At 36.4% G+C, this 19147-nt stretch carries 9 protein-coding genes and 1 pseudogene; 7 read left to right on the top strand and 3 right to left on the bottom strand.

Annotated elements, in window-relative coordinates:
- Positions 1-537 precede the first annotated feature (537 nt).
- On the top strand, positions 538-1443 hold the full coding sequence (locus ACFIL2_RS09815) for a transporter substrate-binding domain-containing protein (RefSeq protein WP_375639493.1): 906 nt from the start codon (positions 538-540) through the stop codon (positions 1441-1443).
- 11 nt (positions 1444-1454) lie between these two features.
- On the opposite strand, the gene ACFIL2_RS09810 is transcribed toward ACFIL2_RS09815, so the two are convergent.
- Positions 1455-2987 (bottom strand): YifB family Mg chelatase-like AAA ATPase, encoded by a 1533-nt coding sequence (locus tag ACFIL2_RS09810; protein WP_375633666.1) that lies wholly within the window; start codon positions 2985-2987, stop codon positions 1455-1457.
- Positions 2988-3395: 408 nt separating this feature from the next.
- Between ACFIL2_RS09810 and ACFIL2_RS09805 the strand changes: the two genes are divergently transcribed.
- From ACFIL2_RS09805 to ACFIL2_RS09795, 3 genes and pseudogenes are all read left to right on the top strand, one after another.
- A complete protein-coding gene (locus tag ACFIL2_RS09805) occupies positions 3396-5360 on the top strand; it encodes an autotransporter assembly complex family protein (protein WP_375680118.1) in 1965 nt (654 codons plus the stop codon).
- Positions 5360-10018 carry a translocation/assembly module TamB domain-containing protein gene (locus ACFIL2_RS09800; protein WP_375680119.1) on the top strand — a complete coding sequence of 1553 codons (4659 nt, stop codon included), beginning with the start codon at positions 5360-5362 and terminating at the stop codon, positions 10016-10018. The genes ACFIL2_RS09805 and ACFIL2_RS09800 overlap by 1 nt, the downstream gene beginning before the upstream one ends.
- A 455-nt stretch (positions 10019-10473) precedes the next feature.
- Positions 10474-10751 (top strand): annotated as a pseudogene (locus tag ACFIL2_RS09795) (Arm DNA-binding domain-containing protein); the annotation flags it as partial.
- 1528 nt (positions 10752-12279) lie between these two features.
- On the opposite strand, the gene ACFIL2_RS09790 reads toward ACFIL2_RS09795, so the two are convergent.
- Positions 12280-14046, bottom strand: coding sequence for an ABC transporter ATP-binding protein (locus tag ACFIL2_RS09790; RefSeq protein WP_375617485.1), 1767 nt, complete (start codon positions 14044-14046; stop codon positions 12280-12282).
- 597 nt (positions 14047-14643) lie between these two features.
- Entirely contained in the window at positions 14644-15162 is a 519-nt protein-coding gene (gene infC, locus ACFIL2_RS09785; RefSeq protein ID WP_375617486.1) for a translation initiation factor IF-3, read from the bottom strand.
- A gap of 196 nt (positions 15163-15358) precedes the next feature.
- Between infC and ACFIL2_RS09780 the strand changes: the two genes are divergently transcribed.
- The 3 genes from ACFIL2_RS09780 to dapE all read left to right on the top strand — a co-directional run bounded on the left by ACFIL2_RS09780 (position 15359) and on the right by dapE (position 18323).
- Positions 15359-16138, top strand: a complete 780-nt coding sequence (locus ACFIL2_RS09780) for an alpha/beta hydrolase (RefSeq protein ID WP_375633669.1) — start codon at positions 15359-15361, stop codon at positions 16136-16138.
- 31 nt (positions 16139-16169) lie between these two features.
- The gene (locus ACFIL2_RS09775) at positions 16170-16916 is read left to right on the top strand and encodes a M48 family metallopeptidase (RefSeq protein WP_375639501.1); all 747 of its coding nucleotides are present in this window, start codon (positions 16170-16172) and stop codon (positions 16914-16916) included.
- Between the two features lie 234 nt (positions 16917-17150).
- Positions 17151-18323, top strand: coding sequence for a succinyl-diaminopimelate desuccinylase (dapE, locus tag ACFIL2_RS09770; RefSeq protein WP_375680120.1), 1173 nt, complete (start codon positions 17151-17153; stop codon positions 18321-18323).
- The last annotated feature ends 824 nt before the right edge of the window (positions 18324-19147 follow it).

Here is a 19147-nt window from a genome sequence, read left to right as displayed (position 1 = left end):
TCTCAATGTTCCCAAACTCATTTTACAACGATATTTGAATAGTATAACGCAAAATACCCTGTGAATACTACAAGATTTATGTCCCCCATCTTTCCCATCGTGACAATAAAGTGCAAATCAGAATCATCATTTTATTTTTCAGCTCTTAAATGTTGGTGCAACCTTAATGTTGAGAAAACCCTCGGCATTTGAGGGGTGTTTTTACTCTTTTCTTCAATAGTATCTATATACTTCCCAGGTTGTGATACGCAAGGAAATGGTCTTAATATTTTAAGGTACGCGGGATATTTTGATAAAATAAAGTGTACCACTAAAGTATATACAGCTTATTTCTTATATTAAAAAATTAAATCGCTTTTCTCTAAAATTACTTTTTATATATTCATTTTGGAAAATTAACATCAGAAATCTAAGCATTTTCAATGGTTTCAAAAATAGCAAGAATTTTATTTATTAAACGCCAGATATTTTGGTGAAGTGCGTTAGATAATAGTTAAGAAGTGTTGCATCTTAGTTTTGAAAAATGGGGGAGAGATTTTGAAAATAAAAAAATCTATATATGTGAAACATCTTCAATTGCGTTTACAGTACTTTTTATTCAATAATCCATACAATATTTTTATTCGTATTTTATTTGTAGCAGGGGGGATTCTATTTTCCTCTTACGCAGAAGCTGAAAGGCTGCCTTCTTTTTTTGATTCGCATGAACATTTGGTACAATCTGATACAACGGATATCTTTCGTTTGCGTTTTGTAACAAGTTTTGATTTTCCTCCTTTTAATTTTATTGATCAATCGGGGTATCTTGCAGGTTATAATATCGATTTATTGCGCGCTATTTGCTCAAAATTAAAATTAGAGAAGCTTTGTGAAATAGAAGTGATTCCTTGGAAAGAGCTTGTAGAACATGTTAAAAATGGTGGTGCAGAAGTCATTATTGCGGGTTTAAAAGAAACAAGTAAAACCCAGCAAGATCTTGTTTTTACAAAGTCATATTTGCGCTTTCCAGCGCGATTTGTTGCTTCTCGACGTTTAAATCTCGATGAGCCAATAAGCGATCAATTGATACATTTAACCAGTGGTGTTTTGTCTAAAAGTGTTCACGAAAAACTCTTTCAACATTATTTTCCTAAAGCCAAATGGCAAGGGTTTAAAAAGAGAGAAGAGCTCTATAAAGCATTACAAGAGCGTAAAATTGACCTTATTTTTGATGATGGATTTGCTTTATCATTATGGTTCAAAAAACAAAAATCTGTTGATTGCTGCCATTTTGTTGGGGGGGCATATATGGCGCCACAGTTATTGGGGCAAGGAATGCAGCTTGCTGTTGCAAAAAAGAATGAAAAATTGGTTGATATACTCAATTATGCGCTGAAATCTCTAGAAGAGGATGGTAAACTTACAGAACTTTATTTGCGTTATTTTCCAATAAGTTTTTATTGATGAGTAGTTTTTTAATTAAGGGCTGTTAATCTTTCTGCGCCTAGTCGATAGGAAATAGCTTCTGCGAGATGATAGCGTGAAAGAGTATCTGATCCGTCAAGATCAGCAATTGTGCGTGCAACTTTGAGAATGCGATGATAAGCGCGTGCAGAGAGGTGCATTTTTTCACTCACATCTCGTAAGAGTATGGTCGCACTTTTATCAGGAATGGCAATCTGTTCTATAATTTTGGCAGGGCAATCGCCATTGGTACGAATATGATCAAACCCCATTGTTGAAAAACGTTTAGCTTGAATGGTACGGCACCGTGCGACGCGTTTGGCAACGTCACAGCTTTTTTCTGATTGTTCTGGTTGCATAAGGTCCATAGCCGTCAAAGCAGGGACATCAATCCGTAAATCAATTCGGTCAAGCAGAGGACCAGAAATACGGGACTGATAATCGATTTGACAGCGTATCCCTTTAGGGCAAACATGGTCTTTTTCGCCTGCCATACCACAACGGCAAGGATTCATTGCGGCAATAAGTTGGAAGCGAGCAGGATAGCTAATATGGTGATTAGCGCGGGCGATAACTGACACCCCACTTTCTAAAGGTTGACGAAGAGAATCAAGAACCTGTGGAGAAAATTCAGGCAATTCATCAAGGAATAACACACCATTATGAGCAAGGGAGATCTCTCCTGGTCGTCCTTTAAGCCCTCCACCAATCATTGCGGCCATGGAAGCAGAATGATGTGGGGAACGAAAGGGGCAATGAAGTGAAATGGTATTATGAACCGTTTCTCCTGTAATAGAAGCAATCAGAGAGACATCTAAAAGCTCACGGCTATCAAGAGGTGGCAAAATGGAAGGTAAGCGTTGCGCTAGCATAGATTTTCCAGCACCAGGGGGACCTACAAACAAAAGGTTATGGCGTCCAGCAGCACAAACTTCTAAGGCACGTTTGGCTGTTTTTTGTCCTTTGATTTCGCAAAGATCTGGAAGTCCAGTTTCGATAGTATATTGGCGCGGTTGTGGACGTTTTTGAATTTGGGTTCCTTTGAAATGGTTGACTATAGTGAGCAGAGTCTCTGGGGCAAGAATATTTATTTCTGCATTTGCCCATGCTGCTTCAGGTCCACATTGGAAGGGACAAATCAGTCCTTTATCGAGTGATAAAGCTGTCATGGCAGCTGGTAAAACACCATTAACAGCGGTAAGTGAACCATCCAGTGATAATTCTCCTAAAATGATATAGTCTTGAGCTACTTCGGGAGGGAGGATTCCCATAGCAAGCATTAAGCCTACAGCGATTGGCAAATCATAATGCGATCCCTCTTTAGGCAAATCAGCTGGTGCAAGATTAATCGTAATTCGTTTAGTAGGCATAGAAAGTCCACAAGCGTGGAGGGCTGCTTGTACACGTTCACGGCTTTCTGCAACTGCCTTATCAGCTAATCCAACAATAGCCATTCCTATTTTACCAGACGAAATCATAACCTGTACATCGACAGGTACTGCTTCTAGACCGCGAAAAGCAACAGTTGTAATACGTGCGATCATTTATTTATTTTCCCCCTTTAGACTTGGTAGAGACAATCATATCTATTTATAAAAATCAAGAAGCATCTCTATAGCTTTTTTTATAGAGAGAACTATATACGTGGGCAGTTTTTTAGCATTCCCATGGAAAGTCATTTGTACAAATTTAACCATGATGATATGGGACGCAATAAAACATTTATAATAAGCTAAATAAATATGTTAAGAAAAAAAGAATGAGGCTGTTCGTGTTATACAACAGTGCAGAATTTTATGAAAATATAAGGGGAGGATAACGTTATGTATCGCAGAGTGTTATTTGATGTGATAAAACGTGTAAAATGTGCAAAGTAATTATATTTACCTTTCTTATTTTTATATTATTTAAAGCGTAGTAGATGCAAAGTGTATTATAAGGTATCTGATTTTATGGTATACCAGACAAGAATTTTGTTAAAATCAGGGACTGTGCGCTGTGTATTTATAGGCTTGTGTTTTGCTTTTTCTTTTCCACAGCCACTTGCTGCATTTGATTTTTTCGGCATCCCTCTTTTTGGTCAAAAGAAAACAAATTCTTCTTCACATTATGCCAAAAGTACAGAGAAATTTTATAAAGTTGATGTTGTTGCACCGCCAGGTGCACCATTAGAAGGTATAAAAATAGTTAAATCTGTTTCTTCTCTTGTTGCTGATAAAGAGAAAGCATCCGCCAGTTCTTCTGGTTTGCTCGCCAAGGCGCGTTCAGATTATCGAGCAATTCTTTCTGCTCTTTATGCTGATGGACGCTATGGTGGTGTTATTAGTATTAAAATTAATGGCTTAGAAGTCGCTGATTTAAGTCCGGTAACTCAACTTCCAGCACGGTCTAATATTGTTATTACAATTAATGCTGGTCCACAATATGTTTTTAGTATTGCAAATATTGATAAAGTAGCTCCGTTTGAAAAACGTAAAGCGCATAAAATGCCCACAATTGAAGAATTGGGCTATAAAGTTGGGGCTATTGCTAAATCTGAAACCATTTTGAAAGCAGAAAAATGGGCGATAGAAGGATGGCGGCAACAAGGTTATGCTAAAGCTAAAATTATGAAGAGTGAGGTCGTGGCTGACCATGCTGCGTTGCGTGTTGAAGGACGGATTGTTGTTGCTCCTGGACAAAAGGCTTATTATGGTCTTTTAAGTGTGCGTAATATAAGTAAGAAACCACGTGTAGATTCAGCTTATATCGCGTGGATGACCGGATTGAAACCAGGGCAGATATACGATTCTGATGCGTTAGCTAAGGCAAATGAACGTCTTGCGCGCCTTGGTGTTTTTCGTGCTATCAATATACGTGAGGCTGATACTATTAATCTAGATGGTAGTTTACCGCTTGCACTTGTTGTACAAGAACGTAAACCGCGTCGTTTTGGTGTAGGCGGTAGCTATTCAACTTTAGACGGTGCTGGTTTTGAGACTTATTGGATGCATAACAATCTTTTTGGTCATGCAGAGACTCTTAAAATTGAAACAAAAATAAGTGGTGTTGGTAGCAATAAAAAGCAATCATATAATTTTAAAAATTTTGATTATCTTTTCGGTGGCACATTTATAAAGCCCGGTGTACTCACGCCAGATACAGATTTCAGGTCAGAATTAAAAATACAACAAGATGTTTTAGAAAATTATACGACAAAAGCCATCAAAGGAAAATTAGGTATTACGCATATTTTTAATGGTAATCTATCGGGACAGGCTGCTGTAGAAGTTTCAAATGGTTATTCACGCGATATCTATTTTGGGAGCCGTAATTTTACAACAATCGGTTTCCCTAGCGGTTTGATTTACGATAGTCGTAATAATAAGTTTAATGCAACAAAAGGTTTATATGGTGAAGTTTTCATTGAGCCTTTTTATGAGATGCGTTTTAGCAACTTTGTTGCAAAAGTAACAGCAGAAGGTCGTTCTTATTGGGCGTTGGATGAAGGGGATCGTTTTGTTGTTGCTGCGCGGGCAAAGCTTGGTACAATTCTTGGGAATGATACAGCACAAGTACCCGCAAATACGCTTTTTTTTGCTGGTGGTGGGGGCTCTGTTCGTGGTTATGCTTACCGTAATATTGGTATCAAAACAGAAAATGATGGGGTTGTTGGTGGACGGGCGCTTATTGAGGGGTCAGCAGAATTGCGTGTTTCTTTAAATGATAAAATAGGGTTTGTCAGTTTTCTTGATGGAGGTTTAGTAGGGGAAAAGGCGAATTTTGATTTTTCTCAAAAAATTAAATGGGGAGCCGGTATAGGAGGTCGTTATATGACGGGTCTTGGTCCTTTACGCGTTGATTTAGCCTTTCCTTTAAAGAGAGAGAAGGGTGACCCTCGCATTGGTTTTTATGTAGGTATAGGGCAAGCATTTTAATGAAAAAAGGTGTACGTTTATCAGCTTTCTTCTTTGTATTTTTGTTTTTTTGGGTGGGTGGTTTTGTTTTTGCGCAAAGAGGAGACATTCTTCCCTCTAGCGAAATGAAAACAGATGATCGCTCATGGTTTGTTTCTTTAATTGAACGAAAGCTTTCAACACCTAATCGTCAAGTTCGTTTACACAATATGCAAGGGACACTGTCTTCTCAAACATCAATTGATACTATTACTGTCAGTGATAAAAAAGGGATTTGGCTTAAAATTACCAATGCTAAAATGGATTGGAATCGTCTAGCGTTGCTGAGAGGGCGGATGGATATTAACCAGCTTTCGGCAGAACAGGTTACATTTTTACGCAAACCGCAAGGCAATTCTTCTTTTGTTTCTTCCCTTGAGACGGGTAAGTTCTCTTTACCAAAATTGCCGCTTGCTCTTTCTATCAATACGCTTACAGCTCAACATGTGACATTTGAACAGAATCTTTTTGGTTTTTCTGCTGATATGTCCTTAAAAGGCAATTTCACCTTGGCTGGTGGTAATTTTGATGTCGATATAGCGGCGCATCGTTTAGATGCACCGGGTTCTTTTTCTGTTCTCACCAAGATATCTGATAGTAATCGTACAGCTCAAATTGATATTTCTGCTAACGAACCACAAAATGGTATTTTGGCGAATATTTTTAACATTGAACAACGTCCAGCATTAAGTCTCGTCGTGAAAGGTGATGGTACTTTTGATGATTTGGTTATCAAACTTTCTTTAGAGTCCGATCATCATTCTATTTTAGATGGTAATGTTATTCTTGCAAGTGTTCCAGAAGGACAGAGTTTTTCTACGAAATTAGAGGGAACACTGAGCCCTTTAATACCTGTTCAATATCGTAGTCTCTTCGAATCTGATATAACATTAAAAGCAAAGGCAAGAAGAACAAAAGAAGGTGTGACACACCTTGATCAGATGGTTATTCAGAACAAAGCAATGAATGTTATAGCCAATGCTGAAATAACCGCCGATGGATTCTTGCGACGGCTTTTTGTTGATGGCAAAATGGCTCTTGATAACGAAAAGGAGTCTGTTCATTTACCTATATCAGAAGTGCCAAAACCTGCGAATACTCTTGCTTTGAACATTGACTATGGTCGCGAAGGTCAACAATCTTGGAATGGGCGGTTGGTTGTAAATCATTTAAGCAATAAAAATATTTATATTCGCGATGCAATTTTTGATATGGGAGGAGTAAGCGAAAATCTTGATAATGCAGCTTCTCGTCATGTTGGTGTTCAGGTTAAAGGGACGCTTCAAGGGGTTAAAAAGATTAAGGGAGCGTTAGTAGAAAATTTAAGCCAAGCGGTTCATGTGCATTTAGATACGGATATTGTTTCGAACAAACCAATTTTGATTCATGATCTGAGTGTTACGGCTCAGAGTTTTTCTTCTTGGTTAAAAGGGACAATGGAGAATTTTGTTTTTAAAGGCGATCTCGGTTTAAAAGCTCAAACATTAACTCCTTTGGAAGTGTTCAGTAAACAATCACTTTCTGGTAGTGCAGATATTAAAGCCAAAGGAACGATCAATTTATTGAGTGGCATTTTTGATCTCCAATTATCAGGAATGGCTGACGATATGAAAATAGGCGTGCAGTCTTTTGATCGTTTATTCAAAGGAAACATCACTCTTTCAGGTGGTGCTACTCGAAATACGAAGGGTTTCATTTTTCGTCATTTTAATTTGAAAAATCAATATACAAACATAAAGGCTAATGGTTATTTTTCAGATGAAAGCGCTAAAATGGATCTATCTGCTGAAATATCTGATTTGTCCAAATTAGATCCAAAGATAAGCGGTGCGCTTACGATTGAAAGTACGGCGAGAGGGCGCAATAGCCATATAAAACTAAATACACGTGCCCATATTGCTGAAGCATTAATCGTAGGGAAGAAACTTCAAAACACAACATTTAACATAGATGTACTTGTAGATAATACAGCACCAGTTACTGCTTTAACGGGGGGGGTAAAAGGTGAAGGAATTTTTGCTAAGAAACCTTTGCATTTATCGGCCTCTTTTAAAGATTCTCATAAAATTCGAAAACTTGAAAATATCGATATTAGAGGGGGAAGTGCAAAAATAACGGGTGATCTTTCTCAACAACTTGGCGGTTTTTTGAAAGGAGCGCTGCATATTGATGCCGATGATATTTCCGTACTTTCAGCGTTATTTTTGCAGGATGGTAGTGGAAAAGTAAAAGGAGATTTTATTTTTGATGAACAAAATGGCAGACAAAAAACCAATGTGAAGGCGCATGTTAACCATTTGAATTTTTCCAAGAATAAAATAAAAAAATTGGCAATAGATGCTGACATATTCGACCCTTTTGGCATGACTCAGTTTGAAGGAGTTATCAATGCAGAACATATTCAAACACCTTTGGTAATGGTCAATCGTTTAAATGCTCACGCCGATAGGAATAATGGACAAACGGTTTTTACTGTCCAAGCGATGTTGCATGATACTCTCAATGCAAGGCTTTCTGGTCGTTTAATGGTTGAGGAACTTCCAGAAAGTATAAAACGAGAAGTGCAAATTGAAGCTGTGGACTTAAAACAACACACTTTTCATGCAACATTGCCGAAGCCATCTATAATTTCTTTTGATAAAGATGGAATGACAATCAATGAATTAGGAATTGCAATAAATGGGGGCAACATCATCTTAGCAGGAAATATTCAAGATACCCTGAATTTACAACTTACAATGAATGCCCTTCCTGCTACTTTAGTCAATTTGTGGAAATCCGATCTTGGAGCAGCAGGGAGTGTAACAGGGCAGGTTATGATTCGTGGTCATTTAAAAAAACCTGATATAACTTACGATATAAAAGGTGAGGGACTGACAACCGTTGCTTTTCAAGATAAAAAAATTATGCCTTTTTCTTTTTCTGCTACGGGAAACACTGTAGATCAAAATCTTACTTTGAATGCAAATTTAACAGGAGAAGGAATACAAGCACAAGCTCAGGGGCGTGTATCTCTAGAGAAAAATGCGCTTGATCTTCATATTAATTTGCAAAATTTATCTGCACGTTTGGCGAATGGTTTTATTGCAGGACAAGCGCTTGATGGGACAGTAATAGGTAAAGTTGATATTGATGGAACAATGAAGGATCCATCTGCTCATTTTGAGCTTTCTAGTCAAAATTTAACCGCTATGACGCATAAAGGACCGATGTCAATCAATATAAATGCTCGTGGTTCTTATAAAAAATCGACATTTCATATTGAAAATATGATAGCTACTGGAGATAAAGGATTAGATCTTTCCATCCATGGGCCTTTATCTCTTAATGGTTCAGAGGCAAAATTAAACGTTAAAGGGATAATGCCTCTTGATTTTGTTAATCTCTTATTAGCTAAGCGTGGTGCACATATAACGGGTACAGCAAGAATTGATACAGCTCTTAATGGGTCATTATCAAAGCCACAATTGATAGGAAATATTTCTATAGGCGACGGTAGCTTTTTTGATTCACAAACAAATGTAGGATTGAATAATATAACGATTGAAGGCAAATTGAAAGGTGATCATATCCTTATAGAAAAAGCTTCAGCTTCTTCGTTTGAGGGGGGAGGAATTTCTGCTTCAGGTCGTATCTCTAATGGTCTAGAGACAGATTTGATATTTCATCTTGATAATGCCAATTATAATGATGGTTCTATGATTCTGGCAACATTATCAGGTGAGATGACAATGACAGGTCATTTTTTAAATAGTCTTGTTCTTGGTGGTGATATCATCGTTGAAAAAGCTGAAGTTTTTGTTCCTGATCATTTTAAAAGTGCCAAGTTTCTTGATGTTAGAAATAAGAATTTAACTAAATCGATTCAAACAACACTTGAACGTGCTGATGTTAAGAACACGAACAAAAGCAAAAGCCGTATAGTTACACAAGAATCTTCATCTGTCGTGCTATCAAATATGCGTATTACAGCACGCAATCAATTTTTTGTACGCGGAAAAGGCTTAGATGCTGAACTGGGAGGACGCATTAATCTAGCAGGTCCATTGAATGATGTGCATCCAGTTGGTGAATTTAGAATGATTCGTGGACGTTTTGATATCCTGTCGCAACGTCTTAATTTTGATCAAGGACAAGCGAGTTTTAGTGGTAATCTTAATCCTACGGTTTATTTTGTAACCAACAATAACAGTGGTGATATTCGCGTCACTGTAACTGTAAGTGGGACGGTTGATAATCTTGATATTAATTTTTCATCACAACCAAATTTGCCTCAGGATGAGATTTTGGCGCGTTTGATTTTTAATCGCTCTCTTAATGAATTATCACCATTTCAGATTGCTCAACTTGCAGCAGCAGCGGCTGATCTTGCAGGTAGTTCTAATACATCTTTGTTGAATACTTTACGAACTAAAATTGGACTTGATGATCTTGATGTTATCGTTAATGAGAAGGGGAATACAGGCTTACGTATTGGACGCTACATACACAATAATATTTATTTGGGCTTTGAAGCAGGGTCTGATGGAACGACGAAAGGGACAATTAATTTAGATATTTCGCGTCATCTCAAAGCTAAAGGTGCCATAGGAAATGAACAAAATTCTAGTATAGGTCTCTTTTATGAAAGAGATTATTAAAGATTGAATTTAAAAAAACAATTTCTTCGTTTTTTGTCTCTCATTTCTAAATCTGAGGAAGAAGAGATAGACTAGAAATCCTATAAAAGAAGAAGCTTTTTGTTGAGGCGTGAAGAGATATATCTGAAATATTCGATTTTTTGTTTATGCTATTCTCTAAAGGGAAAAAATCTTCACGAAAGATAGTATGTTATTTTGCTGCTATATATTTATTTTAGAGAAATACCTTACCTTGTTTTCAAGCCCATATCGTGCTGTTGCCTAAAGAATGGAGTGTGTGCAATATATTGATTTATAAAGATAATTTATTGTTATTCAACTTGAATTAGAACTTTGAATATTATATGATTCTCTCATTACTAATCTCTTTCGTATTGAATCAATCAAAACCATTCGGCTTGCATGCTACAAGCGGAGAATTCTGTGTGGATAAAACTATTAAGAAATGACTAAAAATGCCTCTTATGAATCATCTCGAGAACTAAGAGCTGTCGCAACATTAGGGACTGGCAGAATAGTGTGAATGGTGCCGGCTTGTTACTCCATAAGCGTAAAGATAGGGCAGCTTAATGGATTTATCATTATACAATTCACGGACGTTATCGCGAAATGGGCTTGGGGAAGACTTTGAGAGAGGTTTCTTTAAAACAAGCACGTGAATTTGCAACACAATGGCATTCTGTTTTTATGTGAAGGACATGATTCCATTAAAGAACGTGATAAACAAAAGCGTTAAGCGGAGAATTCATAAGACATCGATTTTATTGTCAAACGCATTTAAAGCAATATTTTTTAATAATAAAAATTACCTATTATTTTAGATTTTTGTTTATTGTGTCTTGAATGAGATCACTTTTCTTATAACGAATAGCTCCGCGAACAGAATACTCCAAAATATAACATTATTGTATTGCAAGTTTATGTACTTGTTTTAAAGCAACATTTCTCAGTGTGCGCTTGAGTCTATTTCATAAGATTGCTTGTGAAATGGTATAAAGTACCTCTTATGAATGGTATAAAATCCACACTACCGTTATTAATAAAGGTATAAGTATTTACTAAAGCTATAAGCCGGCATTATCATTCTATTTTTCAGCTTCTCATGTTGCTGACAATCTTTTCACTTGAAAGTGTAGAGGTATTTTTATTGCTTATCTTAAGAGTTTTTATGCATATACCAATATCTCTTATGACGTACAACAAGCGCTTTTGATTGATTCATCATAAATATAAAGAAAATTTGCAATAAGCAAATTACATCTTATCTTTTGTTTAAGATGTAAAATAACAAATTATGATTATAAATCAAAGTATTAAAATGTATATTAAAAGATATTTTTGTAAAAATATTTATCAGAGTTATATGTCGTATTTTTCTATTTTAGCGGTTAAAAGAAAGAGGAATGTCATTTTGCTTTTCATCTGTTTTTTTGCATATTGAAATTATAGCCTTATATAAGCACTAACGTTGTGCATTTATAAACTCTTCAAGCAGTTAAAGTATTGGAGGAATATCATTTTAGTTTCTAAATGTAGAAAAAACAGCAAAGCTTGCTTTAAAGCAAGCTACAACAGTAAAAAAGTTTTATAATAAAACCTCTCTTATTTTTTCAATGTTTTTCTTTTAAACGGAGTGTATCTATAATTTGCAACACAATTTATAATTGTTAGCTTATTCTGTTGTACCATAAAAGACCGACATTTGAGGTGTGGTGATATAAGGTATGTAAGCCTTTTTGACACAGTATTCTGAAAGCACGTGGTGAATATTTAGGGTAAGCCTTGTATAAGTGAATCACATAAGTTGTTATCAAGTGGAATGAGCTCAATAAAAATCTAGATTGTTTACAGATCAGATTGGGTAGAGTCTTTGTCCTTTAAAAGTTGTGTGGAGAAAAAAATTATCAGTGCAGGGATAAACACGGATAAAGGTTGTATTGATCCAGATTCATTATCATCCGCGATAATTTTTTCAAACCTTGATGCTCTCTCTTTCAGGATTCACAACACTTATGAATGTTTCAACACTTATTTGAGGAAGGGAAGGGGTTTTTGAAATTTCATGGTTAAAGTCAATTGCATTCAACAAAATAGCGAGTAAAGTTTTCATTTAAATCCAAGAAGTTTATTTTCAATAAACCATAAATTCTTCGCAAACTTTGATTAAAGTAATGCTTTTTCTTGGTAACAAGTCTTTTTTATAAATGGAGCATTACCTTCTATCCATTTTTTATTTCAAATTTTATTTAAGGATCTAGAAATTAGGAGGTATGTTTTTTGAACTGGATATTATGAAGTTTTTTATAAAACCCATGTTCTTTTGCTAGCAATTCTTTTTGAGTACCTTGTTCAATTAGTTGTCCATTTTGTATGACCACAATTTTATGAGCACGAGCAATCGTTGAAAGGCGATGAGCAATAATGATCGTTGTGCGTCCTTTAGTAAGGTGATGAATAGCTTCATTAATTTGTGCTTCGGTGTGTGAATCGAGCGCACTCGTTGCTTCATCAAGAATCAGAATTTCACTATCGTGAATCATTGCTCTAGCGATAGCGAGTCGTTGTTTTTGCCCCCCTGAAAGATTACAGCCATTATCACCTATCTGTGTATCATAACCATTTGACAAACTCATAATAAAGTCATGAGCATTTGCTGCTTTTGCTGCTTCGATAATTTCGTCATCACTAGCTCCTTCTTTTCCAAGTCCGATATTATATTTAACAGTTCCTTGAAAGAGAAAAGTATCCTGTCCTACATAGGCCATCAGGTTTCTCAGAGAGCGAAATGTTGTGTAGCGAATGTCTTGATCATTAATCAATATGCGTCCTTTTGTGGGGTCATAGAGGCGCATAATAAGGTTGATAAGGGTTGATTTTCCCGAACCGGATGGTCCCACCAATGCTGTCATTTTTCCGGCTTCTATTTCTAGGTTGATGTCTTTCAATATCATTTTGTTATTAGTGTATGCAAAAGAAACATGTTCGAAACGAATAGTTCCTTGCGTTTTATTCAGATCTTTAGCTTCTTTATGTTCTACAACTGTAAGGGGACAATCGAGTATTTCAAACATCGTACGGATATTGACCAAGCCAGATTCAATTTTAACACGTACATTTGCTAGTCTTTTTGCGGGTTCATAAGCTAAAAGTAAAGCAACAATAAAGGACATAAATTCACCTTGAACACCTGCGCGTTGGGTTGCAAGATAACCGGAAAAACAAATAATACCTGCAATGGCAACACCCGTGAGTGTTTCCATAATTGGATTGGTAATAGCTTCGAGTGTTGCAATACTGTTTGTTTGTTTTTCAACATCACAAATGGCTTTGTCCATCCGTTTTTTCATGACTTCTTCTAGTGAAAAGGCCTTGATGATTCGAATACCAACAGCCGTTTCCTGTACGATTTTGATAATTTCACCAAGTGAAAGGAGCTCTTTTTCCATCAAGCTGCGAACGCGTTTTAAAGCCATTCGAACGCCTAAAAAAGCTAGTGGTCCTACGATTAAAGTAATGGAGATTAACACAAAGTTTTGAATGAACATGACAAGCAACAGACCACTAACGGAAAGCAAATCACGTACAAAAGTTGTGATAATAGTATCAATTATATTACGTACGGCTGTCGCATTATGAGTTACACGAACAAGAAGATCAGATGAAGTGTTATTATGATAAAAAGAGACTCCTTGTTCCATAAGTCGTGCAAAAATTTTACGCTGTTGTTCAGCAATGATACTATTGCCTGCTTTGTTTAGAAAGTAAGTTTGGAAAAAAGTTGCAACTCCTTTGAGAATAAAGATAAAAGCAATGAAGCTAGAAATCAAAACAATCATAGGAAAATTTTGTGCATCAATAATCTGATTAACAACATCCCGCATAATCCATGCACTGGTTGCTGTGGTACAAGAAATGATGATCATTGAGAAGATAGCCGCACTATACCAACGCATATGTTTACGAAAATTTTCTCGCAAAAGGCGGATAATAAGATGTTTGTCAAAAGAGGAAATTTGTTTTTTAGCCATGAAGAGCTTCTATATTCTCTCATTATTTTATGCAAGATTGAAACACTCTTAATTAAGAAGCCCCTTAATCTTTTTTACAAAAATAGCTTTTTCTTTCAAGGTTCATCACATCAATTTCACGATGGTGAGAGTGAAGAATGTAGTGCAAAGTTTCTGTGAAAGGTATAACGAAAATTCGTTGTTCATCATTATTTTTAGTTTTCAATAAAAGGTACCGGCAAGTTTCACTATTGTATTTATCAATTTCCATATTGTGATAGTCTTTGGCACTTGAAATAGTTCACAAAAAACATTTCTGCTTTTTTGATAATTTTTATGTATCATCTCCATTTGTGATGTGTAAGCAAACAATTTTGCCGCATTGCATGATACAGAGAGCTTGAAATAAGAAGACCTTACGATGTTTGAGTTTTCTCATTTAATATGCAAAATAATGAATTCTTCTTATAAATCGATCAAGCATTATTAAACTCTTAAAAGGATTTATACACATTTATAAAACCTTAAAAGCACCACAAAAACTCTATGTGGTGCTTCTAAATAATACTATACACATCATTTTGATGAATTGCATGCGAATATTATTCCAATGCAAAACTATTTAGGTGCTATCACCATCATCATTTGCCGGCCTTCAAGCTTTGGCTCCAATTCGATTTTGGCAATTTCACTTGTATCTTCTTTCACACGCTGAAGAAGCTTTAATCCAAGATCTTGGTGAGCCATCTCACGACCACGAAAACGCAAAGTAATCTTTACTTTATCACCATGATCAATAAAGCGATGAACAGCCTTGAGTTTGACTCCATAATCATGGACATCAACATTTGGGCGCATCTTAATCTCTTTGATTTCGATGACTTTTTGCTTCTTACGTGTTTCAGCAGCTTTTTTTTGGGTTTGATATTTTAATTTTCCCAAATCGATGATTTTACATACAGGTGGCTCCGCATTTGGTACAATTTCAACCAAATCAAGTCCCGCATCTGCAGCCATAGCAAGAGCTTCTTGTATCGAAACAACTCCCTGATGTTGTCCCTCATCATTGATAAGCTGAACATGAGGTACCCGAATATCCTGATTTGAACGTGGTCCGTCTTTTTGGGTAGGTGTCATTTTAAACGGTTTACGAATGGTTTATGCTCCTTAAATTTTGATTCAACTACAGTTAATTTAATATACAATTATGTACCTAAAAACAACTATAATTCGTGTTATTTTCATTATTTGATTTATTACTTTTTGGGATGATTTAGATTATAAAAGTTTTTCTCTTAATTTAAAGAAATTATTTTATGGAGGATAAAGAATCATGGATCAAAATATTCCTTGTCAGTTTTTTTCATTTGAGAACACCGCACTTGCAGTACGCTATCGCAAGGGGCGCCAATCTCCAGGTTTGGTTTGGCTTCCTGGCTATCAATCCGATATGTTAGGAAGTAAGGCAACGTTAGTTGATCAGTTTGCTCAGAAGAATGATTTGTCTTGTTTACGTTTTGATTATTCTGGACATGGAGAATCTGAAGGTGATTTTTTTCAAGGAACAATTTCGCGTTGGGTTAAGGAAAGTTTAGCGACTTTTGAAACCTATTGTGAGGGTCCACAAATTTTGATTGGTTCCTCTATGGGTGGGTGGATTGCGCTAAGGCTTGCTATGATGCTAGCACAGAAAAATAAGAAGCTTGCTGGCATGGTATTGATTGCTCCAGCACCTGATTTTACACAAACATTGGTGGAACCAAAATTAGGCCCAGAAGAATGGAAGATTTTGGAGGAGAAAGGCTATATTGAACGACCTGCAGTTGATGATACAGAGCCAATGCCCTTTACAAAAACATTGATTGAAGATGGGCGCGAAAATTGTGTTATGAAAGGATGCATTGATGTTGGGTGTCCAGTCCATATTCTACAAGGGATGGAAGATGAAGATATTCCCTATCAGCATACATTGACTTTACTTGATCATTTACCTCTCCATGATGTAACATTGACACTTGTTCGTGATGCAGATCATCGCTTTTCTCGTCCACAAGATTTAGATTGCCTTGAAACAGTATTGAGATCTTTTATTAATCAGATTAATGCAAAGTAAGGGGTACATTTATTGATGAAGATAAAAATATATGAGCATTTCTAAACAGCATTTTATTTTTTCTGAGCGCTCTGTACCTGTACGGGTGCGGGAAAATAAGTATGCGCGCCGTCTTACCTTACGTATTGATGCCAGAAGTCAGGAGATTTGTGTAACAACACCACCAGCAATAAATCTCTATGCGGTTGAAAATTTTATTGAAAAGCATCGATCTTGGATTGAGGCACGTCTTGCTCATGTACAAATCTCTCATAAAAATGCTTATCTCAAAGAGGGGGCGACAATTCCCTTATTGGGTGTTTCTCATACCATAAAACATAGAGAGGGACGTGGAGTAACAGAAATCATTACAGCAGATGCGGAGCAAGGGCCTGAAATTATTGTTTATGGTCAATTAGAATATCTTCCAAGACGCATTGCTGACGTTTTAAAAAAACAAGCGGCGCTTATTATAACGCCTTTGGTGGCACATTATGCTCATCAGGTAGAGCGTAAAGTCAAATCCATTTGTTATAAAGATACGAGAAGTCGTTGGGGCTCTTGTTCAATAGATAAGCGTCTTTCTTTTTCTTGGCGCCTTATTATGGCGCCAAAAGAAGTTGTGGAATATGTTGTTGCTCATGAAGTTGCTCATCTTATTGAAATGAATCATGGGCCAAGATTTTGGGCTCTTTGTGAAGAGCTATGTCCTGATAGTAAAACATATCGTGCTTGGTTGAAAGAAAATGCTCCTAGACTGCATGCAATTAATTTTGATTCATATAATTTAGAGGCGTAAAAACTTTCAAATGAAGGCAATATTTAACGGAACTTTTTGTTGAGTGTTTTGTTGTGTGTGTGCTTGCTCATGTATCTTGCTCATGTATAATGAGGAAGCCATTGAAGCTCTCAGCACGATTGTTCTCCCCTGCTTGGTTTGCTGAGTGTCTTCAATGTTTTTACTTTATCTTTTTTGTAATTCAGCGTAATAACCCTAAGTTCCGATGACTTATAAAAAATGGGAAGGTTTTTTATGTCTGTTCTTACAGATCCACTTCAGCTATTACAGGCACTTATTCGTTGTCCTTCTGTTACACCTCATGAAGCAGGGGCGTTATCAACTTTGGAACAATTTTTGAAAAAAATGGGATTTCATGTCGAGCGCCCTATTTTTACGGATAAAAATACAGACAATGTTGAAAATCTTTATGCAAAAATGGGAAGTGAAGGACCCCATCTTATGTTTGCGGGTCATACGGATGTCGTACCGCCAGGTGCATTGGAAGATTGGACTTATCCACCTTTTGAAGCTGTCATAGATCAAGGAAAATTATATGGGCGGGGTGCTGTTGATATGAAGGGTGGAATCGCTTGTTTTATTGCGGCTCTAGCGCGAGTTCTTGAGAAACGATCCATTAAAGGAAGGGTAAGCCTTTTAATTACTGGTGATGAAGAGGGGCCTGCTGTTAATGGTACGGTAAAACTTCTCAAATGGGCAGAAAAAAAAGGTGAAAAATGGACTGCGGCTCTTGTGGGGGAACCAACAAGCGTAAAGACTGTTGGTGATATTATCAAAATTGGTCGCCGCGGATCGATTTCTGGTATTATTACCGTGAAGGGTCGCCAAGGTCATGTTGCTTTTCCAGAGCCGGCTGCTAATCCCTTGCCTTTGGCAAGTAAGCTTATTCAAGCATTGACACAAACTGCTTTAGATAAAGGGACAGAGAATTTTCAACCTAGTAATCTAGAGCTAACAAGCATCGATACCGGTAATTTAACAGTCAATATTATCCCAGCGCAGACAACAGTTCGTTTTAATATACGCTACAATGATCTTTGGACAAAAGAAACACTGGTGGAGGAAATTGAAAAGCGTCTTGCTTTGGTGCAATCAAAAAACAATGGTGACCAATATCCCTCTTATCAGCTTGAATGGATTCCAAGTTTAGGGGATGTTTTTTTAACCAAAAATGATAAACTTATTCAAACTTTATCCAATGCTATTAAAAGTGTAACAGGGAATATACCAGAATGTTCCACTTCAGGTGGTAGTTCGGATGCGCGATTTATTAAGGATTATTGCCCAGTGGTTGAATTCGGCTTACCAGGGCAAACGATGCATATGGTAGATGAGTGTGTGTCCCTTGATGCAGTGGAAACTCTTACTACTATTTATGAGCGTTTTATTATTGATTTTTTTTCATAAAGAAAAGATTGCTGGTTCAAAAATACTTTTATCTTGTTGTGCCATAAGATATTACCATTTAAGGTATGGTGATGCGAGTTCCGTAAAACTTAATATATTAAGTGGTTTTAGAGTAAGTGATGAATATTCTTAAGTTGGGATTCTTGTCTGTAGAATCTTTAGTTAATTGAATTACATAATTGGAAAGCCAAAAGAGGACTGCTTGAAGAAGCAGAACTATTTAGATCATATTGGATTGAAAATATTCGTTCTTTAAGGTGTAGAAAGGCAGTGCAATCATATATGGAAAACAATGAATATTATATCATCATTGTGTAGTGACAGGTTGAAGCCATGAAGACACACAAAAACATGCTGCTATTGTAAAAAGTTTGTACAACATAAATGCGCTCATTCACAGCTCATGTTTTAATATGGTTTCTGAGCTCTCACAAAAGGTACCTCTTATTTCAATTAGACTCTCTTAGAATAAAGACTATAGGAAAAGCGCTTTAAGTTTATTTTATTTCATATATTTCGCTCTGCTTTTTTTGTCCCCAAGAACTTCCGTTGCAATATCATTACGAGATAGAAGGTGAGCTTATTTAATCAGCTTTAATATTGGTTATGATAAAGGTACACAGAAATTCTTTTGTAGCATCACGTTGACTTCTTTAGCCAAGGATTGTCCTAGTATTATTCTCAATTTTTTAATAAAATAACCTTAAAGGACGCGTATAGATACTCATAAGCATGTACGCATACAAGTGAAATTATATGGGATTAATGTCATTTCGCTCGCTAACAAAGCAATCTCGATTCATCTTTGGTATATTTGCCATTTG

It is taken from the genome of Bartonella sp. AP30XZML (assembly GCF_042195945.1).
GTDB lineage: Bacteria > Pseudomonadota > Alphaproteobacteria > Rhizobiales > Rhizobiaceae > Bartonella.
This window is presented reverse-complemented; position numbering and strand designations above follow the sequence as displayed.

Coding starts and splice junctions, on each gene's coding strand:
- ACFIL2_RS09810 (WP_375633666.1), bottom strand. CDS start 2,987: ATGATCGCACGTATTACAACTGTTGCTTTTCGCGGTCTAGAAGCAGTA.
- ACFIL2_RS09805 (WP_375680118.1), top strand. CDS start 3,396: ATGGTATACCAGACAAGAATTTTGTTAAAATCAGGGACTGTGCGCTGT.
- ACFIL2_RS09800 (WP_375680119.1), top strand. CDS start 5,360: ATGAAAAAAGGTGTACGTTTATCAGCTTTCTTCTTTGTATTTTTGTTT.
- ACFIL2_RS09790 (WP_375617485.1), bottom strand. CDS start 14,046: ATGGCTAAAAAACAAATTTCCTCTTTTGACAAACATCTTATTATCCGC.
- infC (WP_375617486.1), bottom strand. CDS start 15,162: ATGACACCTACCCAAAAAGACGGACCACGTTCAAATCAGGATATTCGG.
- ACFIL2_RS09780 (WP_375633669.1), top strand. CDS start 15,359: ATGGATCAAAATATTCCTTGTCAGTTTTTTTCATTTGAGAACACCGCA.
- ACFIL2_RS09775 (WP_375639501.1), top strand. CDS start 16,170: ATGAGCATTTCTAAACAGCATTTTATTTTTTCTGAGCGCTCTGTACCT.
- dapE (WP_375680120.1), top strand. CDS start 17,151: ATGTCTGTTCTTACAGATCCACTTCAGCTATTACAGGCACTTATTCGT.